Source organism: Rhodobacter viridis (genome assembly GCF_003217355.1).
Taxonomy (GTDB): Bacteria; Pseudomonadota; Alphaproteobacteria; order Rhodobacterales; family Rhodobacteraceae; genus Rhodobacter; species Rhodobacter viridis.
On sequence record NZ_QJTK01000019.1, the window covers coordinates 17,141 to 38,133 of the forward strand.

At 62.8% G+C, this 20,993-nt stretch carries 15 protein-coding genes and 1 pseudogene; 10 read left to right on the forward strand and 6 right to left on the reverse strand.

The window, feature by feature from the left end:
- Positions 1-37: 37 nt before the first annotated feature.
- The 4 genes from C8J30_RS16490 to C8J30_RS16505 are packed head-to-tail and all read left to right on the forward strand — an operon-like array spanning position 38 to position 6,772.
- A complete protein-coding gene (locus C8J30_RS16490) occupies positions 38-1,051 on the forward strand; it encodes an AAA family ATPase (protein WP_110806956.1) in 1,014 nt (337 codons plus the stop codon).
- A complete protein-coding gene (locus C8J30_RS16495) occupies positions 1,048-1,956 on the forward strand; it encodes a DUF58 domain-containing protein (RefSeq protein WP_110806958.1) in 909 nt (302 codons plus the stop codon). The genes C8J30_RS16490 and C8J30_RS16495 overlap by 4 nt, the downstream gene beginning before the upstream one ends.
- Positions 1,953-4,685 (forward strand): DUF4159 domain-containing protein, encoded by a 2,733-nt coding sequence (locus C8J30_RS16500; protein WP_110806961.1) that lies wholly within the window; start codon positions 1,953-1,955, stop codon positions 4,683-4,685. The genes C8J30_RS16495 and C8J30_RS16500 overlap by 4 nt, the downstream gene beginning before the upstream one ends.
- Complete coding sequence (locus C8J30_RS16505; protein ID WP_110806963.1) at positions 4,682-6,772, forward strand: hypothetical protein; 2,091 nt, start codon at positions 4,682-4,684, stop codon at positions 6,770-6,772. The genes C8J30_RS16500 and C8J30_RS16505 overlap by 4 nt, the downstream gene beginning before the upstream one ends.
- On the opposite strand, the gene C8J30_RS16510 is transcribed toward C8J30_RS16505, so the two are convergent.
- Complete coding sequence (locus C8J30_RS16510; protein ID WP_110806965.1) at positions 6,769-7,920, reverse strand: amidohydrolase; 1,152 nt, start codon at positions 7,918-7,920, stop codon at positions 6,769-6,771. The genes C8J30_RS16505 and C8J30_RS16510 overlap by 4 nt on opposite strands.
- Positions 7,920-8,342, reverse strand: a complete 423-nt coding sequence (locus C8J30_RS16515) for a DUF1489 family protein (protein ID WP_110806967.1) — start codon at positions 8,340-8,342, stop codon at positions 7,920-7,922. Before C8J30_RS16515 ends, C8J30_RS16510 begins: the two co-directional genes overlap by 1 nt.
- Positions 8,343-8,468: 126 nt before the next feature.
- Between C8J30_RS16515 and C8J30_RS16520 the strand changes: the two genes are divergently transcribed.
- The 5 genes from C8J30_RS16520 to C8J30_RS16540 all read left to right on the forward strand — a co-directional run bounded on the left by C8J30_RS16520 (position 8,469) and on the right by C8J30_RS16540 (position 16,629).
- Positions 8,469-10,733, forward strand: a complete 2,265-nt coding sequence (locus C8J30_RS16520) for an adenosylcobalamin-dependent ribonucleoside-diphosphate reductase (protein WP_110806969.1) — start codon at positions 8,469-8,471, stop codon at positions 10,731-10,733.
- Positions 10,734-11,644: 911 nt separating this feature from the next.
- On the forward strand, positions 11,645-12,808 hold the full coding sequence (gene dndC, locus C8J30_RS16525; protein WP_110806970.1) for a DNA phosphorothioation system sulfurtransferase DndC: 1,164 nt from the start codon (positions 11,645-11,647) through the stop codon (positions 12,806-12,808).
- Positions 12,805-13,005: a hypothetical protein gene (locus tag C8J30_RS16530; RefSeq protein ID WP_110806971.1), complete on the forward strand. Its 201-nt coding sequence runs from the start codon at positions 12,805-12,807 to the stop codon at positions 13,003-13,005. Before dndC ends, C8J30_RS16530 begins: the two co-directional genes overlap by 4 nt.
- Before the next feature lie 4 nt (positions 13,006-13,009).
- Complete coding sequence (dndD, locus tag C8J30_RS16535; protein ID WP_110806973.1) at positions 13,010-15,088, forward strand: DNA sulfur modification protein DndD; 2,079 nt, start codon at positions 13,010-13,012, stop codon at positions 15,086-15,088.
- Positions 15,085-16,629 (forward strand): DndE family protein, encoded by a 1,545-nt coding sequence (locus tag C8J30_RS16540; RefSeq protein ID WP_110806975.1) that lies wholly within the window; start codon positions 15,085-15,087, stop codon positions 16,627-16,629. Before dndD ends, C8J30_RS16540 begins: the two co-directional genes overlap by 4 nt.
- A 5-nt stretch (positions 16,630-16,634) precedes the next feature.
- On the opposite strand, the gene C8J30_RS16545 is transcribed toward C8J30_RS16540, so the two are convergent.
- The 4 genes and pseudogenes from C8J30_RS16545 to C8J30_RS16555 all read right to left on the reverse strand — a co-directional run bounded on the left by C8J30_RS16545 (position 16,635) and on the right by C8J30_RS16555 (position 19,318).
- Positions 16,635-16,862 carry a sulfurtransferase TusA family protein gene (locus tag C8J30_RS16545; RefSeq protein WP_342767554.1) on the reverse strand — a complete coding sequence of 76 codons (228 nt, stop codon included), beginning with the start codon at positions 16,860-16,862 and terminating at the stop codon, positions 16,635-16,637.
- Between the two features lie 306 nt (positions 16,863-17,168).
- A pseudogene (locus tag C8J30_RS16550) lies at positions 17,169-17,612 on the reverse strand (IS5/IS1182 family transposase); the annotation flags it as partial.
- Positions 17,545-17,826 (reverse strand): hypothetical protein, encoded by a 282-nt coding sequence (locus tag C8J30_RS19485; RefSeq protein WP_449421200.1) that lies wholly within the window; start codon positions 17,824-17,826, stop codon positions 17,545-17,547. The gene C8J30_RS19485 and the pseudogene C8J30_RS16550, both read right to left, overlap by 68 nt.
- Before the next feature lie 145 nt (positions 17,827-17,971).
- Positions 17,972-19,318, reverse strand: a complete 1,347-nt coding sequence (locus tag C8J30_RS16555) for an IS5 family transposase (protein WP_110806977.1) — start codon at positions 19,316-19,318, stop codon at positions 17,972-17,974.
- Positions 19,319-19,596: 278 nt separating this feature from the next.
- On the opposite strand from C8J30_RS16555, the gene C8J30_RS16560 reads away from it, so the two are divergent.
- Entirely contained in the window at positions 19,597-20,946 is a 1,350-nt protein-coding gene (locus tag C8J30_RS16560; RefSeq protein WP_245909879.1) for a hypothetical protein, read from the forward strand.
- Positions 20,947-20,993: the final 47 nt, after the last annotated feature.

Genomic DNA, 20,993 nt, shown 5'->3' on the forward strand with positions numbered 1-20,993 from the left:
TTTCTCTCACAGTATAACGCGCAACCGGAGCCCTGTCATGATCGAGACCGACACCCTGCTGACCGAGATCGAGCGGCTGGGCACGAAACTGGGCGCGGCCCGTGCCTCGGTGAACCGCCGTTTCATCGGGCAGGAACGCGTGGTGGAGCTGACCTTGGCGGCGCTTTTGTCGGGCGGGCATGCGCTGCTGGTGGGCCTGCCGGGGCTGGGAAAGACGATGCTGGTTGACACGCTGGCGACCGTGATGGGCCTTGCGCCTGCGCGGATCCAGTTCACGCCGGACCTGATGCCTGCCGATATCCTCGGCTCCGAGGTGCTGGAAACCGCCGCCGATGGCACGCGGGCGTTTCGCTTCCTCGAAGGGCCGATCTTCTGCCAGCTGCTGATGGCCGATGAAATCAACCGCGCCAGCCCCCGCACGCAATCGGCGCTCTTGCAGGCGATGCAGGAACGCGAAGTGACGGTGGCGGGCGTGCACCGCCCGCTTGGACCGCCCTTCCATGTGCTCGCGACGCAAAACCCGATCGAGCAGGAGGGGACCTATCCTTTGCCCGAGGCGCAGCTGGACCGCTTCCTTGTGCAGGTCGATGTCGAGTATCCGACCCGCGCGACGGAACGCGACATTCTTCTGGCGACGACCGGGATCGAGGCGGCCTCTGCCATCGCCGTCTTCACCCCGGCCGAGCTGATCGCGGCGCAACAGCTTGTCCGCCGCATGCCGGTCGGCGATCGGGTGGTCGAGGCGATCCTTGATCTTGTGCGCGCCTGCCGCCCCGGCGAGCCCGAGGCGCTGCCCGTCGTCCGCGACAGTCTGGCCTGGGGTCCCGGTCCGCGCGCGGCGCAGGCGCTGATGCTGACGGTGCGGGCCCGCGCGCTTCTCAATGGTCGGCTTGCCCCCGGCATCGATGATGTGGCAGCGCTCGCCCGTCCGGTGCTGAGCCACCGCATGGCGCTGACCTTCGCCGCGCGCGCCCGCGGCGAGACCCTGTCCGCGATCATCGCCCGCGCCGTGACCGAGGTTCTCGGCACGGATGCCGAGGCCGCCGCGTGAGCGAAGCCCTTCCCGACGAGGCGGCGCGCGATCTGCGCCGGGCGGCCGAGGCGGAAGCCGCGGCGCTGCCCGCGCTTTTGATCGCGGCCGAACATCTCGCCAACACCGTGCAGATGGGCGGCCACGGTCGTCGTCGCGCGGGCGCGGGCGAGGAATTCTGGCAATACCGCCCGGCCCATTCCGGCGATGCGGCCCGCTTCGTCGACTGGCGCCGCTCGGCCCGCTCCGACAGCCAATTCGTCCGCGACCGCGAGGCGCAGCTGGCACAATCGCTGTGCCTTTGGGTCGATCCGGCGGCCTCGATGCGCTTTTCCGGCGCCGAGACCGGCCGCAAGGCCCGGCCCGAGAAATTGGCCCGCGCCCGGCTTCTGGCGCTCGCGCTCGCCATTTCCGCGCTGCGGGCCGGGGAACGGGTGGGGCTGACAAGCCCGCTCGCCCCGCCGCGTCCGGGCAAGGCACAACTTCTGACGCTGGCGCAGGCGCTGATGGCGGAGACCTCGGGGCTGGACTATGCCGCCCCCGATCTGACCGCCGTCGCGCCGCAAGCGCGGGTGGTGGTGCTCTCCGATTTCTTCGCCGATCCGGCCGGGCTGGAAGCCGCGCTTCTCGGCGCGGCCGAGCGCGGCGTCAGCGGCGTGCTGCTGCAAGTGCTCGACCCGGCCGAGGAAGACTTCCCCTATGACGGCCGCACCGTCTTCACCTCGATGGCGGGCGGGCTGCGCTTTGAAACCCGCGAGGCGGGCGATCTGCGCGCCCGCTACCGCGCCCGGCTGGCGGAACGACGCGATCGCATCGCCCGAATCGCAGACCGCGCAGGCTTTGCCTTTTCCAGCCATCATACCGGCGCCCCCGCGCAGACCGCCCTGCTGTGGCTGCACGGCGCCCTTGCGGGGGGCTGGCGATGACGATGCTTGGCCCACTTGGCTTCACCGCGCCGTGGTTGCTGCTTGGCCTCGTCGCCCTGCCGCTGCTGTGGTGGTTGCTCCGCGCCACCCCGCCCGCACCGATCCGGCGCCGCTTTCCCGGGGTCGCGCTGCTTCTGGGCCTCGCCGATGAGATGGTGCAGGCCGAGCGCACGCCGTGGTGGCTCTTGGCCCTGCGAATGCTCGTGCTCGCGGCTGCGATCCTTGGGTTTGCCGGGCCGATCCTGCACCCCGAACCGGTCGTTCCCGGGCGCGGGCCGCTGCTGATCGTCGAGGATGGCAGCTGGGCCTCGGCCGCCGATTGGCCGCGCCGGATCGAGCGTCTCACCCGCGCCCTGACCGAGGCGAGTGCCGCGGGCCGTCCCGTCGCGCTGATCTCGCTGGCCGATCCGCCGCCCGCGGCCCCGCCCTTTACCGAGGCAGCCGATCTGATCGACACCCTGCCCGGGGTGCAGCCGAAACCCTGGGAGCCCTCGATCGACCTTGATCCGGCGAAGCTTCTGCCTGCGGGGCGCTATGACACGCTGTGGCTCTCCGATGGGCTTGACCGAGCCAGCCGCGCGCCGCTGGTAAAAGCGGTGCAGGCGCATGGAACGTTGAAAGTCTGGCAGCCCGCGGTGCCGGTGCTGGCGCTTGGCTCGGCCAGCGTCGATGGAACCAAGCTGAAGCTGCCGCTCTCCGCCTCGGCGCCCGTCAGCCGCACGTTTGAAATCGCCGCGCTGGGCGCCGATCCCTCGGGGCTGGAACGCGAACTCGCCCGTCAGCCCGTCACCCTCAAGGATGCCGCGCAGGCCGAGGCGATCTTCGATCTGCCGCCCGAATTGCGGAACCGCATCACCCGCTTCGAGATTGCCGGACTGCGTTCCGCGGGTGCTGTCAGCCTGACCGACGATGCGCAAAAGCGGCGCAAGGTGGCGCTGATTTCCGCCAGCTCCGCGCGCGAGGGGCTCGAGCTCCTTGCCCCCACCCATTACCTGCATCAGGCGCTTGCCCCCTCGGCCGATCTGGTAGAGGCGACCCTGGCCGATGCCCTGCCGGTGAAGCCCGATGTGATCATTCTGGCCGATGTGGGCGAGGTCGCCGAAAGGACTGAGCTGCAGGATTGGGTCGAAAAGGGCGGCATGCTGATCCGCTTTGCCGGGCCGCGGCTGGCGGCGGTCGACACTTCGGCCGATCCGCTGCTGCCAGTGCGGCTGCGGCAGGGGGGCCGCTCGATCGGTGGCACGATGAGCTGGGGCGAGCCGCGCAAGCTGGCGCCTTTTGCCGAAACCTCGCCCTTTGCCGGACTGACGGTTCCCGACGAGGTCACCGTGCGCGAACAGGTTCTGGCCGAGCCAGACCCCGATCTGGGCGCGCGCACGATTGCGGCGCTGGCCGATGGCACGCCCTTAGTCACCCGCAAGACGATGGGGCAGGGGGCGGTTGTCCTTTTCCACGTCACGGCGAATGCCGAATGGTCGAACCTGCCGCTGTCGGGGCTTTTCCCGCAGATGCTGGAGCGGCTCTCCGTCTCTGCCCGTCCTGCCGCCCCCACGGCCGAGGATCTGGCCGGGCAAACCTTCACGCCTTTGAAACGCCTGGATGGCTTTGGCCTTTTGATCGCGACCGAGGCGGAAGCGGGCGTCAAGGGCGAGGATCTGGCCGAAGGCCCGCCCGGCCCCGATCTGCCGCCCGGGCTTTATGGCACCGAAGATCAGGTTCTGGCGTTGAATACCCTGCCGCGCGGGCGCCAGTTGGCCCCGGCGCTCTGGCCCGCAGGCGTGGCGATCGAGGGCGAGGCCGCGCCGAAGCAGATGCCGCTCGCCGGGTTTGCGCTGGCTGCCGCGCTCGTGGCTTTGCTGCTCGACATTCTGGCGACGCTCGCGCTTTCGGGTCGCTTGCGCGGGCCACGCGCGGCGGCGGTGATTGCGCTGGCCGTCGCCCTGATGCCGAGCCCGCCGCAGGCCGAGACCATGTCTGAAGCTCGGGCGATCGAGGCCGCCTCGAACGTCGTCTTTGCCTATGTGCCGACGGGCGATGGGGCGATCGATCAGGTCTCGATGGCCGGGCTGCGCGGTCTGAGCCAGACCTTGACCCGCCGCACCACCGTCGAGCCGTCCGAGCCGATGCAGCTTGATCTGGAAACCGATGATCTGGCGCTTTTCACCCTGATCTACTGGCCGGTGACCGAGACTTCGCCCACGCCCTCGCCCGCGGCTTACGTCAAGCTCAACCGCTATCTGCGCGGCGGCGGCATGATCCTGTTTGACACCCGCGATGCCGATCTGGCGGGCATGGGGGCGGCCACGGAAACCGGGCGGCGGTTGCAGGCGCTGGCCGCGCCGCTTGATATTCCGCCGCTTGAACCCTTGCCGCGCGATCATGTGCTGACGCGCAGCTTCTATCTGCTGCAGACCATGCCCGGCCGCTACGATGGCCCGATCTGGGTCGAGGCCGCGCCCGCCGATGCCGAACAGGCCGAGGGGATGCCGTTTCGCAATCTCAATGACGGCGTGACCCCGGTGGTGATCGGCGGCAACGACTGGGCCAGTGCCTGGGCGGTCGATGACGTCGGCCAGCCGATGTTCCCGATCGGGCGCGGTCAGGCGGGCGAGCGCCAGCGCGAGATTGCCGACCGGTTCGGGGTCAATCTGGTCATGCATGTGCTGACCGGGAATTACAAATCCGATCAGGTTCATGTGCCTGCGCTTCTGGAAAGGCTCGGGCAATGAACGGGGTCTCGGTTGTTTTCGCGCCGCTCTTGCCCTGGCCGGTGCTGGCTCTTTTGGCCGCGCTCGCAGTTCTGCTGATCGCGGTTGCGCTTTGGCGCGGGCTGCGGGGCTGGGCCCTGCGGGGCTTTGCGGCTTTGGCGCTGCTGGGGGGGCTCGCGCAACCCTCGGTCCAGCATGAGGAAAAGACGCCGCTCTCGGATATCGTGCTGCTGGTCGATGACCGATCTGCCTCGCAGACGCTGTCGGACCGGGCCGCGCAGACCGACGCGGCGCTGATGCGGCTGTCGACCGAGATCACCGCGCTGCCCAATACCGAATTGCGCCGCGCCACCGTGCCGGATGGGGCGAAGAACGCGGGTACGCAGCTGGGGGCCGTGCTGTCGGAGGCGCTGGCGGCCGAGCCGCGCGGGCGTGTGGCGGGGGTGATCGTGCTCTCGGATGGCCGCTTGCACGACCCCGAGGCGCTGCCCGATCTGCCCGCGCCGCTGCATCTTCTGCGCACCGGCCATGCGCGCGACTGGGACCGGCGGCTTTTGATCGAGACCGCCCCGGCCTTCGGCATCATCGGCGAGGAAACGGTGATCCGCCTGAAGGTCGAGGATACGGGTGCCGTTCCGGCCGCGGCGGGATCGACGGCGCGGCTGTCGATTTCGATCGATGGCGAGGCGCCGCAGGACTATCCGGTGACGGTCGGGCAGGATCTGGAGCTGCCGCTGAAGCTTGAACACGGCGGGCAGAACGTCGTGCAGTTCAGTCTGGACCCCGCGCCGGGGCAGCTGACCGCCCGCAATGACAGCGCCATCGTCAGCATCAACGGCGTGCGCGACCGGCTGCGGGTGCTTCTGGTCTCGGGTCAGCCGCATGCGGGCGAGCGGACCTGGCGGAACCTGCTGAAATCCGATGCCGGGGTGGATCTGGTGCATTTCACCATCCTGCGGCCGCCGGAAAAGCAGGATGGTACGCCGGTTTCGGAACTGTCGCTGATCGCCTTTCCGACGCAGGAACTGTTCCTCGACAAGATCGACGAATTCGATCTGATCATCTTCGACCGCTATGCCGAGCGCGGCATTCTTCCGGGCGGGTATTTCGAGAATATCCGCGATTATGTCGAACGCGGGGGCGCGGTGCTGGTCTCGGCCGGGCCGGAATTCGCCACGGTGGAAAGCCTGTGGCAGACGCCGCTCGGCGATATCCTGCCCGCGCGGCCAACCGGGCGGGTGCTGTCCGAGGCCTATCTGCCGCGCCCGACCGAGCTTGGCCTGCGCCATCCGGTCACCGCCGGGCTCACGGGGGCGCCGCCGCCCGAGGGCGATGCGGGCGTGACCCATTGGGGGCGCTGGCTGCGGCAGATCGAACTGACCGGCGCGCGCGGCGAGGTGGTGATGAAAGGCGCGCAAAACGCGCCGCTGCTGGTGTTGGACCGGGCGGGCAAGGGGCGGGTGGCGCTGCTGGCCTCGGATCATGCCTGGCTTTGGGATCGCGGCTACGAGGGCGGCGGGCCGCAACTCGAACTTTTGCGCCGCATTGCGCATTGGGCGATGAAGGAACCCGACCTTGAAGAAGAGGCGCTGCAGGCCGAGGTCGATCCGGGCAGTCTGTCGGTCACGATCACCCGGCGCACGATGAAGGACACGGCAAGCCCGGTGCAGATCACCCGGCCCGATGGCACGGTCGAGAGCCTGACCCTGCCGCAGGTCGAGCCGGGGCGGTTCGCGCAAAGCTGGACCGCGCCCGCCGAGGGGCTTTATCGGCTGAAACAGGACGATCTGGAGCGTGTGATGGCGCTGGGGCCTGCAAGCCCGCGCGAATATGAAACCCCGGTTGCCTCGGGCGAAGCTCTGGCACCCGTGATCGCCGCCTCGGGCGGGTCGGAGCAGGCGCTGGAGGACGGTATCCCCGATATCCGCCAGGTGCGCCCGGGCCGTGTGGCCGCGGGCCGCGGCTGGATCGGGGTCACCCCGCGCGAGGTTTCGGCCACGACCGACATCCGGCTCACGGCGCTTTTGCCGGGCTGGGCCTGGCTTCTCGCCGTCGCGGTGCTGGTCCTTGCCGCCTGGCTGATCGAGGGGCGGCGGCGGGGCTCTTAGCCGAGTTGATCGGCAAGGCAGCGCAGGAACAGGGCCGCGCCGAGCGGGATCAGGCTGTCGGGGAAATCATAGTCGGAATTGTGCAGCCGGGGGCTATCCTCGCCCGCGCCCAGAAGCAGCATCGCCGAAGCGGCCACCGCGCCGAAGCGGCCGAAATCTTCCGAGGCCCGCATCGGCACTTCGGTCTCGCCTTCGGGGATCGCCTCGGCCGCCATCGCCGCGCGCAGGATTGCCACCGCTTCGGGCGCATTGGTGCAGGCGGTGAAGATGTCGTGATAGCTGATCGCGACGCCAAGCCCCGTGGCGGCCTCGGCCACCGCGGCCTCGGTCGCGGCCACAAGCGCCGCCATGCCCGCATCGGTCTGCGTGCGCAGCGTCGCCCAAAGCTCGGCCTCGGCGGGGGCTATGCCGAAGGCGGGTTCACCCAGCCGGGCATGGGTGATGGTCACCAGCGAAAACGCCGGGTCGGTGACCGGGCCGCCTGTGCCGAGAGGCGGCAGGCGCTCGATCAGCCGCGCAAGGGCGGGGGCGGGGGAGAGCCCCGTCTCGGGCTGCGCGGCATGGGCGGTGCGGCCGGTCAGCCCGATCCTGATCCCGCGCGAGGCGCAATTGGCAGGCCCCGGCTGCACGACGCCGTGGCCAAGCGCGAGGCCCGGATAATTGTGCAGCGCCAGCGCGATCTCGGGGCGGATCTGGGCAAAGCGCGGATCGGCGATCACCGCCGCCGCGCCGGAGCCGTCTTCCTCGGCGGGTTGAAACAGCAACACCGCGCGGCCCCGCTGCGGTTTTTGCCGCGCCAGCCCGCGGGCGACACCCGCCAGAATTGCCATATGGCCGTCATGCCCGCACAGATGCGCCTTGCCCGGCACCTCCGAGCGATGCGCGACAGTCCCGGTCTCGAGGATCGGCAGCGCGTCGAGTTCGCAGCGGATCAGCACCGTCGGCCCGGGCTCGGCCCCCTCCCAGATCGCGGCGACGCCGTGGCCGCCAAGGCCGGTCAGCAGCTTATCGGGGCGGGAGGCTGTCAGCTCGCTCACGACGGCCTGCGCCGTCTGCGCCTCCGCGCCCGAAACCTCGGGGGCGCGGTGCAGCGCTTGCCGCCAGGCGGTCAGCTCGATCACATCGGCATTGCTCAGACGCGTCTGCATCAGCGCAACCCGATCTCGGCGAGCGCAGCTTGCAGGTCGCGGGGCAGGGGATCTTCGCGCTCGCGCCCGGCGACCAGATCGCGCGGAACATCGGCGGCGGCGAAGTAGCGCCAGCCCTGAAAAGGCCGACGCGGCATCGCCTCGGTGCGGATCACCGCATTCTCCAGCACCAGCGCGCAACGGGAAATCCCGTCGCTGCCGGTGACCTGCCGCAGATCCAGAATCCTCTGCCGCGCCAGGATCACGCCCTTGATAACCCAATACAAAGAACCGCCAGCCAGCACCTCCTCGGCCCGTTTCGGCCACATCCGCGTGACATGCTGCGCCGGGCCGGTGCCGTAATGCACCCGCTGCCAGTCGATCAGATCCTCGACGCTTTCCGCGCCGACACAGAGCTTGAGAATATGCAGCGCTTCCGTCATTTCGTTCTTCCCTTTGACCCGCCCACACTATATTGCGCCCCGCTCTGGGGCAAGTTGACCCGCCCCGCTGTGCGACGTATCGTTAACCCCCTTTCCGCCCCATCCGAAAGCTTGCCGAGGACGCCCATGACCCGTTTTGCCGCCCCTATCGCCGAACAAATCTGGGACATGAAATACCGCCTGAAAGACGGCAATGGCGCGCCTCTGGATGCGACGGTCGAAGATAGCTGGCGGCGGGTGGCACGCGATCTGGCCTCGGTCGAGGCGGACTCCGCGCACTGGGAGCCGCGCTTTTACGCCGCGCTCGAAGATTTCAAATTCCTGCCCGCGGGGCGGATTCTGGCGGGCGCGGGCACCGGCCGGGCGGTGACGCTGTTCAACTGCTTCGTCATGGGAACGATCCCCGATTCGATGGGCGGCATCTTCGACATGCTGAAGGAAGCCGCGCTGACGATGCAGCAGGGCGGCGGCATCGGCTATGATTTCTCGACGATCCGGCCGCGCGGCGCGGCGGTGAAGGGGGTGGCGGCCGATGCCTCGGGGCCGCTCTCGTTCATGGATGTCTGGGATGCGATGTGCCGCACGATCATGTCGGCCGGATCGCGGCGCGGCGCAATGATGGCGACGATGCGCTGCGACCACCCCGATATCGAGGCCTTCATCACCGCCAAGCAGGACTCGGCCCGGCTGCGGATGTTCAACCTTTCGGTGCTGATCACCGATGCCTTCATGGCCGCGGTGAAGGCCGATGGGCCCTGGGAGCTGGTCTTCGAGGGCAAGGTCTATCACACGCTGAACGCCCGTGATCTGTGGAACAAGATCATGCGCGCGACCTATGATTTCGCGGAACCCGGCGTGATCTTCATCGACCGGATCAATGCGATGAACAACCTCGCCTATCTGGAACAGATCGCGGCGACGAACCCCTGTGGCGAGCAACCGCTGCCGCCCTATGGCGCCTGTCTGCTCGGCTCGGTGAACCTGGCCCGGCTGGTCACGGCGCCTTTCACCGACAAGGCGGCGCTCGATCTGGCGGCATTGGATGAACTCGTGCGCACCTCGGTGCGGATGATGGACAATGTCGTCGATGCCAGCCGCTTCCCGCTGCCGCAGCAGGAGGCGGAGGCGACGAACAAGCGCCGGATCGGTCTTGGGGTGACGGGGCTTGCCGATGCGCTTCTGATGCTGGGCCTGCGCTATGGCGACGACACTGCGGCGGCGCAGACCGAAGCCTGGATGAAGGCGATCGCGCGGGCGGCCTATCTCGCCTCGGTCGATCTGGCGAAGGAAAAGGGCGCGTTCCCGCTGTTTGAGGCCGAGAAATATCTGGCCTCGGGCAACATGCTGCAAATGGATGAGGACGTGCGTCAGGCGATCGCCACGCATGGCATCCGCAACGCGCTGCTCACCTCGATCGCGCCGACCGGGACGATCTCGCTTTATGCGGGCAACGTGTCTTCGGGCATCGAGCCGGTCTTTGCCTATGCCTATACCCGCAAGGTGCTGCAAAAGGATGGCTCGCGGACCGAGGAAGAAGTCGTCGATTACGCGGTGAAGCTGTGGCGCGACATGAAGGGCGACGTGGCGCTGCCTGCGTATTTCGTCAACGCCCAGACGCTGGCGCCGATGGATCACGTCAAGATGCAGGCGGCGGCGCAGAAATGGATCGACTCGTCGATCTCGAAGACGATCAACTGCCCGGTGGACATTTCGTTCGATGATTTCAAGGACGTCTACATGGCGGCCTTCGAGAGCGGCTGCAAGGGCTGCACCACTTACCGCCCGAATGACGTCACCGGTTCTGTTTTGACAGTTTCCGAAACTTCCGAAAAAACGCCCGAGACCGACAAGGGCGCCGAGGTGGTCTATCTGACTGAACCGCTCGATCGGCCCGCGGCACTTGAGGGGGCGACCTACAAGCTGAAATGGCCGGGCTCGGAGCATGCGATCTACATCACGGTGAATGACATCGTGCAGGGCGGCCATCGTCGTCCTTTCGAGGTTTTCATAAATTCCAAGAATATGGAGCACTACGCCTGGACGGTGGCGCTGACGCGGATGATCTCGGCGGTATTCCGGCGTGGTGGCGATGTGAGCTTCGTGGTGGGCGAGCTGAAGGCGGTCTTCGATCCGCGCGGCGGGGCCTGGATGGCGGGGCAATACATCCCCTCGATCCTCGCTGCGATCGGCGGCGTGATCGAGCGCCATCTGGTGGCGACAGGCTTCATTGCGGGTGAGGGGATGGGTCTGAAAAGCGACCCCCGCGCAGAAGTGATGGAGATGGGCGAGGTGCCGCGGGGCGAGGCTTGTCCGTCGTGTGGCTCTTATGCGATGCGCAAAGTGGAAGGGTGCCTGACCTGCGCGGATTGCGGCCATTCGAAGTGCGGCTGAGGGCTTAGCAGGCCGACTGAGAAAAACCATATGAGTGCGCAGGCGAAACCATAAGCCTGCGCAAGGGCTGTCAAGAGGTTTTATACGCGTCTCCTGCGCCTCACGTTGGTGCCTTTGCCACCTTGGTGCGTCCGTTCGTCAGGCAGAGGTTTCTCTTTGGCGGAGAATGGTTCGGAAAGCCGGATAGGGCGTGTTCCGAGTCTTCGGCATCATCGCATGCGCCAGCAATATTTTGAGAATGCAAGCGCGGTTCATCGAAACCGACGTTCGAACGTAATGCAGCAAGACACTCTCATAGTCCTTTGCCGTCTGTCGTCCCGGAGCACGGCGTAAAAGTAGATATGTCCTGTCAGCCCAAATATTTCCTTTTTATACCCCATATTTTTCCTTTCGACAGGCAGCGTCTGGCCTTTCAGGGAAAACGGGTGGAAATGCTTCGATTGGGCGGGTGAAACGGCTCGATATGAGGTGACGGTGTGTCTCCAGCCACCTTCCAGGCTCTCTCGACGCAATCCTCCAGATGCTATCTCTGAACGCGCCGCAGTGAATGAGAGAGAAGCCCTTCATCCCTGATCGTATGGAGCGTAGCGCGAATCTTGGCGCCGACGTCAAGGGCGGGGAGCAGGCCTGCGGCGGTGCGGCGCGGCTGTTGCAGAAATAAAGAGCGGCCATTCGCGCAAGCTTTTGAGTGAACTTGGCGATGTCGACATGGTCAGGCCCGAGCCGCTCCGGTCGCTCTTCTCGGGGCTGGGCCAGTGATCCTCATCCCGGACGCAGGAACCTGAACCTTCCTTCGGGAAAGCAGCCTCCGATCGCTCGCGCGCCTGTTCGCCATCTGTGACTGCGAAGGATTGACCCTGCGAGCGCGACTTGCGAGAGTCGCCCAATCTAACGAAACAGGCCCCCCTCAAATGTGCGAACCCAGACTTGATGATCCGGCGGAAGCATCAATCGAAGATGCAATCCGGTCCATCGAAGCAGAAATGCGTGACGAATACCTTCAACCTCATGCATATCCGTGGGTCATCGGTTACTCTGGCGGCAAAGACAGCACACTTGTTGTTCACTTGGCTTTCAACGTCCTCTTGGGACTTCCCAAGAGCCAGAGACGGCGAGAGGTGCATATCGTTTCGAACGATACACTCGTCGAAAGCCCTCTGGTGATCAAACACATCATCGACAGCCTCGATCAGATCAAAGAGGCGGCCGAGGCGCTGCGACTGCCCATCAAGACCGCAATCACACGCCCCCCTACCTCACAGACATTCTGGGTCAACCTGATCGGGCGCGGGTATCCCTCGCCCAACCGAACGTTCCGCTGGTGTACAGACCGGATGAAAATTCAGCCAACCAGCGGATACATCAAGTCCCGCATCGACGAGGCCCAGAACGTCATTCTGCTCCTCGGGGTTCGGAGGAGCGAGTCGGCAACCCGAGCGGCCTCGGTCAAGCGTTATGACAACGGCGAAAGGTTGAACCGGCATAACGATCTCGCCGGATGTCTGGTGTTTCGGCCTATCGTGGAACTCACGACAGATGACGTCTGGGAGTATCTTGGCGAGTATGACGCGCCATGGGGCGGAGACCACCGGAAACTCCTGAAGCTCTATCGCGATGCTGGAGGTGGCGAATGCCCGGTGGTGACGCAGAAGTCAGATGCCCCCTCCTGCGGGAGTTCGTCGTCGCGCTTCGGGTGCTGGACTTGCACGGTCGTGGATAAGGACCGGAGCTTGGAGGGGTTTGTTGAATCGGGGTTTGCCGAGTTTGGCGCCCTACTGGACTTCAGGGACTGGCTGGTCTCGATCCGAAATGATCCGGAAAAACGTCAGGCACGCCGACGGAATGGCTCGATCACAATCACCAGCACAGGAACCTATGTGCCTGGCCCGTTCACAATGGACACCCGACATGAGATCCTTGACCGGCTGCTTCGGGTTCAGTCCGATCTTGGCACCGAACTTGTGTCGTATGAGGAAATCGAGGAGATTAAGCGGGTCTGGTCTGAAGAACTGACATCAAGTGCGTTCAGGCGCGCAAGCACAACTGTCGATACGATCAATAAGGATAGGGCATGACTCAGAACGTAGTCGTACTGCTGGACAATCCCGAGGGTAGATCCCTTGTTCGCGACGCGTGCATCGCGAACAAGATTATCTATCCAGAGTTTGTCGATCTAGTACAAGCCGAAGTTGATCAGACCGGAAAGCAGCGAAAAAAAGGTCTTTGGGATCAGTTCGACGACATTCTTGATCGTATAGAGTTCGGAGACTGATTTAATGCACTTGAAAAGCATTGTATTGCGAGATTGGAAAGCCTACGCTGTCGCCTCCTTCGATTTTCCTGCCCCCACCAAGGATCGGAACATCATCCTTATAGGTGCGCAAAACGGATACGGAAAAACCTCTCTATTCGAGGCGATTGTTCTTGGACTTTTCGGACAAAGTGGCTTGCCGCTGGTGGCCAGGTCACCTTTTGCAAGTGACGATAAGCAGCGCCTTGCCACATCCTATAAGACATTCCTCGAGAAAGCGCTGCATCGCGGGGCATTGGATGCAGGGCGGAGTTCGTGTTCTGCGAAGTTAACCTTCGTTGACGATGGCGAAGAAATCGAAATCCAGCGCGTCTGGTATTTCAGTGAACGCGGCCAGTTCAAGCCTACGGATGAAGAAGTTAGGATATACGAGGGCTCAACGAAGAAAGTAGTTGGGCCGCGGACATCTGAAGATGTTGATGACCTTGAGTGGTACCGCGACTATATCGCCAAGAGGTTTCTTCCTTACTATCTTGCGGCATTCTTCTTGTTTGATGGTGAACAAGTTAGTGCTTTTGCCGAGCGCGAAATGGCTGCGCAGGTTCGCTCAGGTATCGAAGGTCTGCTCGGCATTCCCGTTCTTCGTGAACTCGCACAAGACCTGAGGGCATACGCCCGGGTAAGAAAGAGCGAGGTCAATAACGTCAGCGACAACACGATTGAGCGCATCGAACTTGAGCTCGACCATCTGAATTTCCAGAAAGCGAAGAAATCCGAACGTATTTCGCAGCTCGAGCCAGAGCACCTGACGCTGAAAGAACAGAGGGAGAGGCTGACGCGCGAGCTCGCCGGTTTCGGCGCCGGATCGCAAGCCCAATATCAGGAGCAATACGAGAAGCTCAACAGGCTGCAACGCAGCGTGGAAGACGGGAAATCTCAACTGGAAACCCTGCTCGCTCAGGACATCGCGCTTGCCCTTTCCGGGCGCGGCCTGCGGGAGCAGCTCATGAAAACCCTTCAGGGCGAGATCATCCGTGAAAAATGGGTTGCCGGGCGCCAGCAGGGTGACAACAACCTCGAACGCTATGTGGAGAGCGTACGGAGCTCTTTGGATAGGGTTCAGCCGCATCTCGAACCTATGCAGCGGGATGCCGTTGTTTCCATTGCGCGAGAGGCTTGGGAGTCTCTTTGGAGCCCGCCGCCAGACGGAATGGCTGGTGAAATCGTTCATACCTATTTGAATGAAATTGACCGGGTGAAAGTGGTAGAGAAGATCGACGGATTGGACATGCTCGGTGCGCCTCAGGTCGTCGAGTTACTCGATCAGATTTCCGCAGATGAAGATGCACAATATAAACTGCAGCAAGAAATCACACGGACAGAAACGATCACCCCACACATCGACAAGAAGAAAAGCGATCTGAATGCAGTGCATGGCCGCCTGAGTGAAGTCGATCAGGAACTGGGTGCTCTTCGCCGAGAGGTGGTCGTTTACGACGCGGACATCGCGAAGAAGAACGCTGAGCTTTCCAAATTGTCCGGCCAATGGGATCAGGCCAAGCCCTCGTTGCGCCGCGCCAGTCGCGCTCTGAAGGTCGCGTCGATGGTGGACACCATCGTCGGACAAGCCGTTCCGAGCCAGATCAATGCTGTTGCAAAAGCAATGACAGACGCTCATCGCTCCATGGCGCACAAGAAGGATCTGGTCAGCCGCATAGAAATCACGGACGAGTGTGAAGTTCGGCTTCTGAACGCGCAGGGTATCGACCTTCGAAATTTCGACCTTTCGGCGGGGGAAAAGCAGATCTTCACACAGGCGCTTATTTCCGCCGTCGCATCAGTCTCACAACGTTCTTTCCCAATGGTCATTGATACGCCACTTGGCCGCCTCGATGTCGCACATAGAAACGGGGTGCTGCGGCATCTCGTTCAACGCGGTCATCAGATCATTCTTTTGACCACGAACACCGAAGTGGTCGGAGAGTACTTGGATGCGATAGAGCCGCATGTGCAGAAAAAATACCTTGTCTCCTTCGAAAGGGTTGGTGACATCGGTGTTTCGTCCGTCAGTGAGGGGTATTTCAGCAATGGGGCGCGCGCATGACCATTTCTGTCGTAGATGTCGCTGGTGCCAACTTCCGGACAGACGAAGCGTCTGACGAGTTGAACTCCGAGTTCATGAAGCGCCTCGGTATGAAGAAACGCTACTTGCCAGCCCGCCTTGCGTTGTCGCGCTCGCTTGGGGTGCCCATGATTCCGGAGCCAATTGCTGCCGATGCTGATTGGGGAAAGACGATTAAGGGTGACACCTTTTTTGGGACCGGCGCAGATCTGATGTCTTGGATTGCACTCGTCGTGCAGCACAATCCAGATCAGGAATACGATCTGAAGACACTCGTGGCCGCAGTTGCCGCACACTGGCGACGCGGCCTCAGGCTCCTTGATGCGGATTGGAAACAAAGCGGCGAAGACATTTCCAAGTTCGTCCGCACCCTTGTTGAACATGCCGAACTGCCATTGTCTGGCAGAATGAAGCTACGGGATCGCCCGCAGAAAATCGATGCATTCTCGAGTGTTGGATTGATCGCTGTTCCTGTGGGCGAAATATCGACGGAAGTGAATACCGGTGCCGAGGTCGAATGGAGCCTCAACGGACCGGGCTGTTCGCCTCATAGTGCCGTCATGGGCGGTGTCGGATCTGGCAAGACCAGAACGGCCGTCTCAATTCTCCGCGCCGTCCGCGCGTCCGCGCCTTTGCCGATAATCGCCTTTGACTTCAAGGGCGACCTCGCGACGGATGAGTCGGGCGGCGGCTATCACTTGGAGCAACTTTTCGATGCGACGGTTATTGAACCGCCGCGCATGCCCGTGCCGCTCGATGTGCTGGCGCTGCGCTCTCGCGATGAGATTGATCTTTCTCAAGGCGCATCGCGTTTCCGCGAGTCGTTCTCGCGCCTCAAGGGCGCCAGACTGGGAGACAAACAGCGGGACGCCGTCTACGAGGCCGCCTCGCGGGCATTGCGAACGCGAACCCCGTGCGAACTGGATGACTTCCAGTCCGAGTTGCTCAATGTTTATGCCGAACGTGAGATAAAAGAGGACGGCGCGATCGCTGCCGCCCGGGAAGTCTGCCGTTTCCCGCTTTTTGCGCCAGAGTTGTCGCCTGAGGAGTTCTTCAAAAGGTCCTGGATCATCAAGCTTCCTCCGCATGTTGTGGAGGAGAGCCGGTCTATCGTCGTGAACCTCGTCCTTGATGCGCTTGATCAGTATCTGAACAGTTTGCCAGACACGGCTGTGGCGGATGACGGAAGTCGCGGCATGCGTATCGTTGCGATGATTGACGAGGCGCATAGGATCTTGGGATCTCGGCTGCCATCGCTTTCGAACCTTGTGCGCATGAGCCGGTCAAAGGGCGGTGCGGTCATGCTGATTTCGCAGAGCCCCGATGATTTCAGCGGGGAAGAGGATGACTTCCTGAGCGAGATGGGCCTTGTCGCAGCATTCTCAACGAACGCGCCATCGAAGGCCGCTGCACGAATTCTTGGACGCGGCGCCAACCTTGCAACGCTTTCTACGGGGCAGGCCTACGTCAAGAGGCGGAACGACAATGCTGCCCGCAAAGTTCAGTCATGGTCGACCAAGTAGATGGACTATTTCTGGACCAGAAATTTGTGGCCGCCGTCAACAGCGGCGGTCTCAAGAAGCGTAAAGCCTAACTGGTTACACATGTGCGGGATGTCGATTTGTGCTACCGGATCAGTGGTCTCGATAAGCAGCTTTTGGCCGGCCGACATCTTCGCTAGCATCTTTTTCGCTTTGATCACGGGAATGGGGCAAAGGGTACCCTTTACATCGAGACGAAAATCGTGAGGCATCATGTATCCGATTACTAGTCAGATGACTTGCATCCATACCGCAGGCCACCACGGTTCGCGAAGCCTTTCGTGCCTGTAAGAGTAAGCGACTGAACGCGCAATGCAAGATTGCGCCGCCCCCAAGATCGACGGACGGTAATGCGCGAAACGGCCATTAGAGCGCGCTACGGCAATGCGAATGAGAAGCCCAAAGCTTCAGGTAGCCCGCTATCAGAGATATACTAGATCAACGATATACTAGAAGGCACGGGGAGCAGACTTGCGAAGCGTCGGCAAGTCCCTCTAATGAGTTCGCCCTGAACAACCCGATCACGTCGGCTCGGCGATCTGATTGCGACCCTCGTCGCCCCTCATCGCCGCGATGAACAGCGCGATCAGGCGCACCAATACAGCCCGCAGCCAGGCCAGGATCTTGCGGATATTGTGCCCGCAGCCGCACAACACCGCGAAGAGGGCGTCGCCGATCGTGCCTTTCAGCGGGCTTCGGGCAAGACGGCCGTCGGTCTTCATGTGGCCGATTTCAGGCTCTATCGCCGCCCGCCTCCGCAAGTCGGCGGCCAAGGCCGGGGTCAGACCGCGCCGGGTGCCGCTGATCAGAACCTGGGTCTTATCGACGCCATGGCCGCGATAGCCGCGGTCGACCACCACCAGTTCGGGCAGTCGCTCGGTCAGGATTTCAACCTGCTCAAGCGCGGCGCCCAAGGTGTGACCGTCGTAAGGATTGCCCGCAAAGCTGCGCATGCCAACGACGAAACGTGTGCTGCAGATAGAGCAGCCCGGCGACCATCCGGGGCGGCGTGGCCGGACGGCCGGTGCCCGAGGGGAAGAACCCGGACCATTGGCGCTCGAACACGTCCCAGTCGATCAGCGCGGCGAGTTTCACCAACTCGTGGCGCGGGTCGATCATGTCGATCAGACGCGGGCGCAGCAGGTCGTCTTGTTCCGGCGGGCGGGAGCGATGCTTCATGCGACGGACCGAATTTGCAGGGTTTCGAGCGAAATCATAGGAAACCCTGCAGGCGAGGGCGAGAAAAACCGCCAGTTCTGCGCAGGAAATCAGGGGCTTCGCCGTTGTTCAGGGCGAACTAATGAGTTCGCCCTGAACAACCCGATCACGCCACCTCGGGGATCTGATTGCATCCTCCTTCGCCCCTCATCGCCGCGATGAACAGCGCGATCAGGCGCACCAATACTGCCCGCAGCCAGGCCAGGATCTTGCGGATATTGTGCCCGCAGCCGCAAAGCACCGCGAAAAGCGCATCGCCGATCGTGCCTTTCAGCGGGCTTCGGGCAAGACGACCGTCGGTCTTCATGTGGCCAATTTCGGGCTCGATCGCCGCCCGCCTCCGCAGATCGGCCGCCAATGCCGGGGTCAGACCGCGCCTCGTGCCGCTGATAAGCACCTTGGTTTTGTCGACGCCGTGGCCGCGATAGCCGCGGTCAACAACCACCAGTTCGGGCAGGCGCTCGGTCAGGATTTCCACCTGTTCAAGCGCGGCGCCCAGCGTGTGACCGTCGTAAGGATTGCCCGCAAAGCTGCGCATGCCGACGACAAAACCCTCGTCGAGCGTCGTGGCGATGCTGACCTTGCAGCCGAATTCATACCGCACCCGCGCCTTGCCTTTGGAAATGCAGTCGACCTCGGGTTCGTGCAGGGCATAGATCTTGTCGCGCCCTTTCGGCTCTTGGCTCAGCAGTTTCGAGACCAGGACCAACCGGTCGAGGATGCGCTCGCGCAGCTCCCCTTCGGGGATATCGTCAAGCTGGCGGCGCAGGTCGCGCAGCACCCTTCCGGTATAACCTTTCAACGTTCTCAACGCCTTGCGCATGCGCTTGAACTGCTTGGCATGGGCGTAACGGCCAACGCGCACTGCCAGACGCGGGGCGAGGCGGGCATAGCTCTGGCGCAGCTCCACCCCGGCCTCGGCGGCCAGCGCCACCAGCTGCACCCGCGCCCGTTCGTAAAGCCGGGCGTCGGTGGGATGCGCGATGGTCTTTTCCATGACGGTGGTGTCGACCGCCACCCGCTTCAGGCTGCCCGCATCGATCGCCCCGGCTTTCTGTCCGGCCAGGATCGTCTGCGTCAGCATCCATTCCACCCCTTCCTCCCCAATCCGCTGCCGCCAACGGGTCAGCGACGAAGGGTCAATCGGCGGGCGATGCTGAAAGAACGTCTCGCCGGTGAAGTGCTGATAGTAAGGGTTTTCGACCCAACGCGCGACGACGGCCTCGTCCGAGAGTCGAAACGCGTGCTGCAGATAGAGCAGCCCGGCGACCATCCGGGGCGGCGTGGCCGGGCGGCCGGTGCCCGAGGGGAAGAACCCGGACCATTGGCGCTCGAACACCTCCCAGTCGATCAGCGCGGCGAGTTTCACCAACTCGTGGCGCGGGTCGATCATGTCGATCGGGCGCGGGCGCAACAGGTCGTCTTGTTCCGGCGGGCGGGAGTGATGCTTCATGCGGCGGACCGAATTGCAGGGTTTCGAGCGGAATCATAGGAAACCCTGCAGGACATGGCGAGAAAAACCGCCTATTCCAAGCGCCAAATCAAGGGCTTCGCGGTTGTTCAGGGCGAACTAATGAGAGCAGTAGGCCGAGCCAAAGCGGACCTTGGCAACCGGCGTTCAATCTGAGATGGTACGGGAACATCATTGACAAGGCTAAGGGATTTGATGTGAGGGAAATTTCTGTAACCCGGTTCAACGCAATTGCCGGCTACGCCCGACACCCGAGGGCGGTGCTGACGGGGGAAGAATTAGCCTACTACGAGGCCGATGATGGGAGCATCCTCGGCCTGCTCATCAGGGACCGAGCAGACCGTGATTTTGCGGGAATGGCCTTTGGCCCGGACGCGAAACTGCGCTTCCGGTGGACGTCCATGACTGATTTCTTCGAGAGCCGCGAGCTGGCACACGACGCTTTGGAGAAACTGATTACCAGCTTACTCGATGAACCGGACGAGTTTCATCACCAAGGTGATGAAAAGGGTGAGCCAGTCGATTTCTTCACTCCGGTACACTCACCAGAAGTTTTGCACCCAGACTTCCAGCAGGTCGCGTCTGAGCTTGGATTTTTTCCTGCCCGGGGCATAATCGAACACATGATGCGGTGGCACGAAGATCTCGATGGAAACTTTGTAGAGCAATTCCAGTCCACCGCTTTCGATCAGCGGATTTGGGAGCTTTACCTTTTTGCGATGCTCATAGAACTCGGGTTTTCCCTGGACGCGACGCATGCTGTGCCAGACTTCATTGGAACAAGCTTGTTCGGGTCAATCGCCATTGAAGCGGTGACGGTTGGGCCGACCCGGCGAGGTGCCGAACTCGTTCCGCCGCCGCCCGTTGAGACCGAGGAACAGATGGAAGCTTATCTTCGAGATTATATGCCCATCAAGTTCGGCAGCCCGTTGTTCAGCAAGCTGCGGAACAAATACTGGGACAAGAAGCAGATCGCGGGTATGCCACTGGTGTTTGCAATAGCGGATTTCTCATCGCCCGGCTCCATGATCCATACCCGACCCGCGCTCGAGCGATATCTCTACGGGTACTCCTTTGATGCGGTGCGCGACGAGCAAGGAAGAACCGTAGCGGAACCCGTAAAAATCATCGAGCACCGATGGGGGGACAAGGTGATACCTTCCGGTTTCTTTAATATTCCGGAATCGGAAAATATTAGCGCCATTATCTCCACCACCGCGGGCACGATTTCAAAATTCAATCGAATGGGGATTCTGGCCGGGTTCGATGCGGGCGACGTTTTGATGATTCGTACTGGAACTCTTGTGGATATCGACCCCGAAGCGACGAGCCCGCTGCTCTTTGAGGCGATTGTAAACGCCAAAGGGTACCATGAGAGTTGGGTAGAAGGGCTCAATGTCTATCACAATCCGCGCGCCATCATTCCGCTTGCGGAACATATCATACCTGGGGCTGCGCATCACCATTGCGACGCGGAAGGCAACTGGACGACAACCGCTCCACGCTTCCATCCTCTAGCATCGAGTACAAAAATACTAGGCGGCGTAAATGTGGCTAAAGCGCTCGCAGATTTTGAAGGTTCGGCGATTCGTTTCGGGAGAATAAACTAGTGGCGAGCCATATCTTGATGGTTTCCGCTTCGGGTATTTTCACGTGT

Coding starts and splice junctions, on each gene's coding strand:
- C8J30_RS16490 (WP_110806956.1), top strand. CDS start 38: ATGATCGAGACCGACACCCTGCTGACCGAGATCGAGCGGCTGGGCACG.
- C8J30_RS16500 (WP_110806961.1), top strand. CDS start 1,953: ATGACGATGCTTGGCCCACTTGGCTTCACCGCGCCGTGGTTGCTGCTT.
- C8J30_RS16505 (WP_110806963.1), top strand. CDS start 4,682: ATGAACGGGGTCTCGGTTGTTTTCGCGCCGCTCTTGCCCTGGCCGGTG.
- C8J30_RS16510 (WP_110806965.1), bottom strand. CDS start 7,920: ATGCAGACGCGTCTGAGCAATGCCGATGTGATCGAGCTGACCGCCTGG.
- C8J30_RS16515 (WP_110806967.1), bottom strand. CDS start 8,342: ATGACGGAAGCGCTGCATATTCTCAAGCTCTGTGTCGGCGCGGAAAGC.
- C8J30_RS16520 (WP_110806969.1), top strand. CDS start 8,469: ATGACCCGTTTTGCCGCCCCTATCGCCGAACAAATCTGGGACATGAAA.
- dndC (WP_110806970.1), top strand. CDS start 11,645: ATGTGCGAACCCAGACTTGATGATCCGGCGGAAGCATCAATCGAAGAT.
- C8J30_RS16530 (WP_110806971.1), top strand. CDS start 12,805: ATGACTCAGAACGTAGTCGTACTGCTGGACAATCCCGAGGGTAGATCC.
- dndD (WP_110806973.1), top strand. CDS start 13,010: ATGCACTTGAAAAGCATTGTATTGCGAGATTGGAAAGCCTACGCTGTC.
- C8J30_RS16540 (WP_110806975.1), top strand. CDS start 15,085: ATGACCATTTCTGTCGTAGATGTCGCTGGTGCCAACTTCCGGACAGAC.
- C8J30_RS16545 (WP_342767554.1), bottom strand. CDS start 16,862: ATGATGCCTCACGATTTTCGTCTCGATGTAAAGGGTACCCTTTGCCCC.
- C8J30_RS19485 (WP_449421200.1), bottom strand. CDS start 17,826: ATGAAGCATCGCTCCCGCCCGCCGGAACAAGACGACCTGCTGCGCCCG.
- C8J30_RS16555 (WP_110806977.1), bottom strand. CDS start 19,318: ATGAAGCATCACTCCCGCCCGCCGGAACAAGACGACCTGTTGCGCCCG.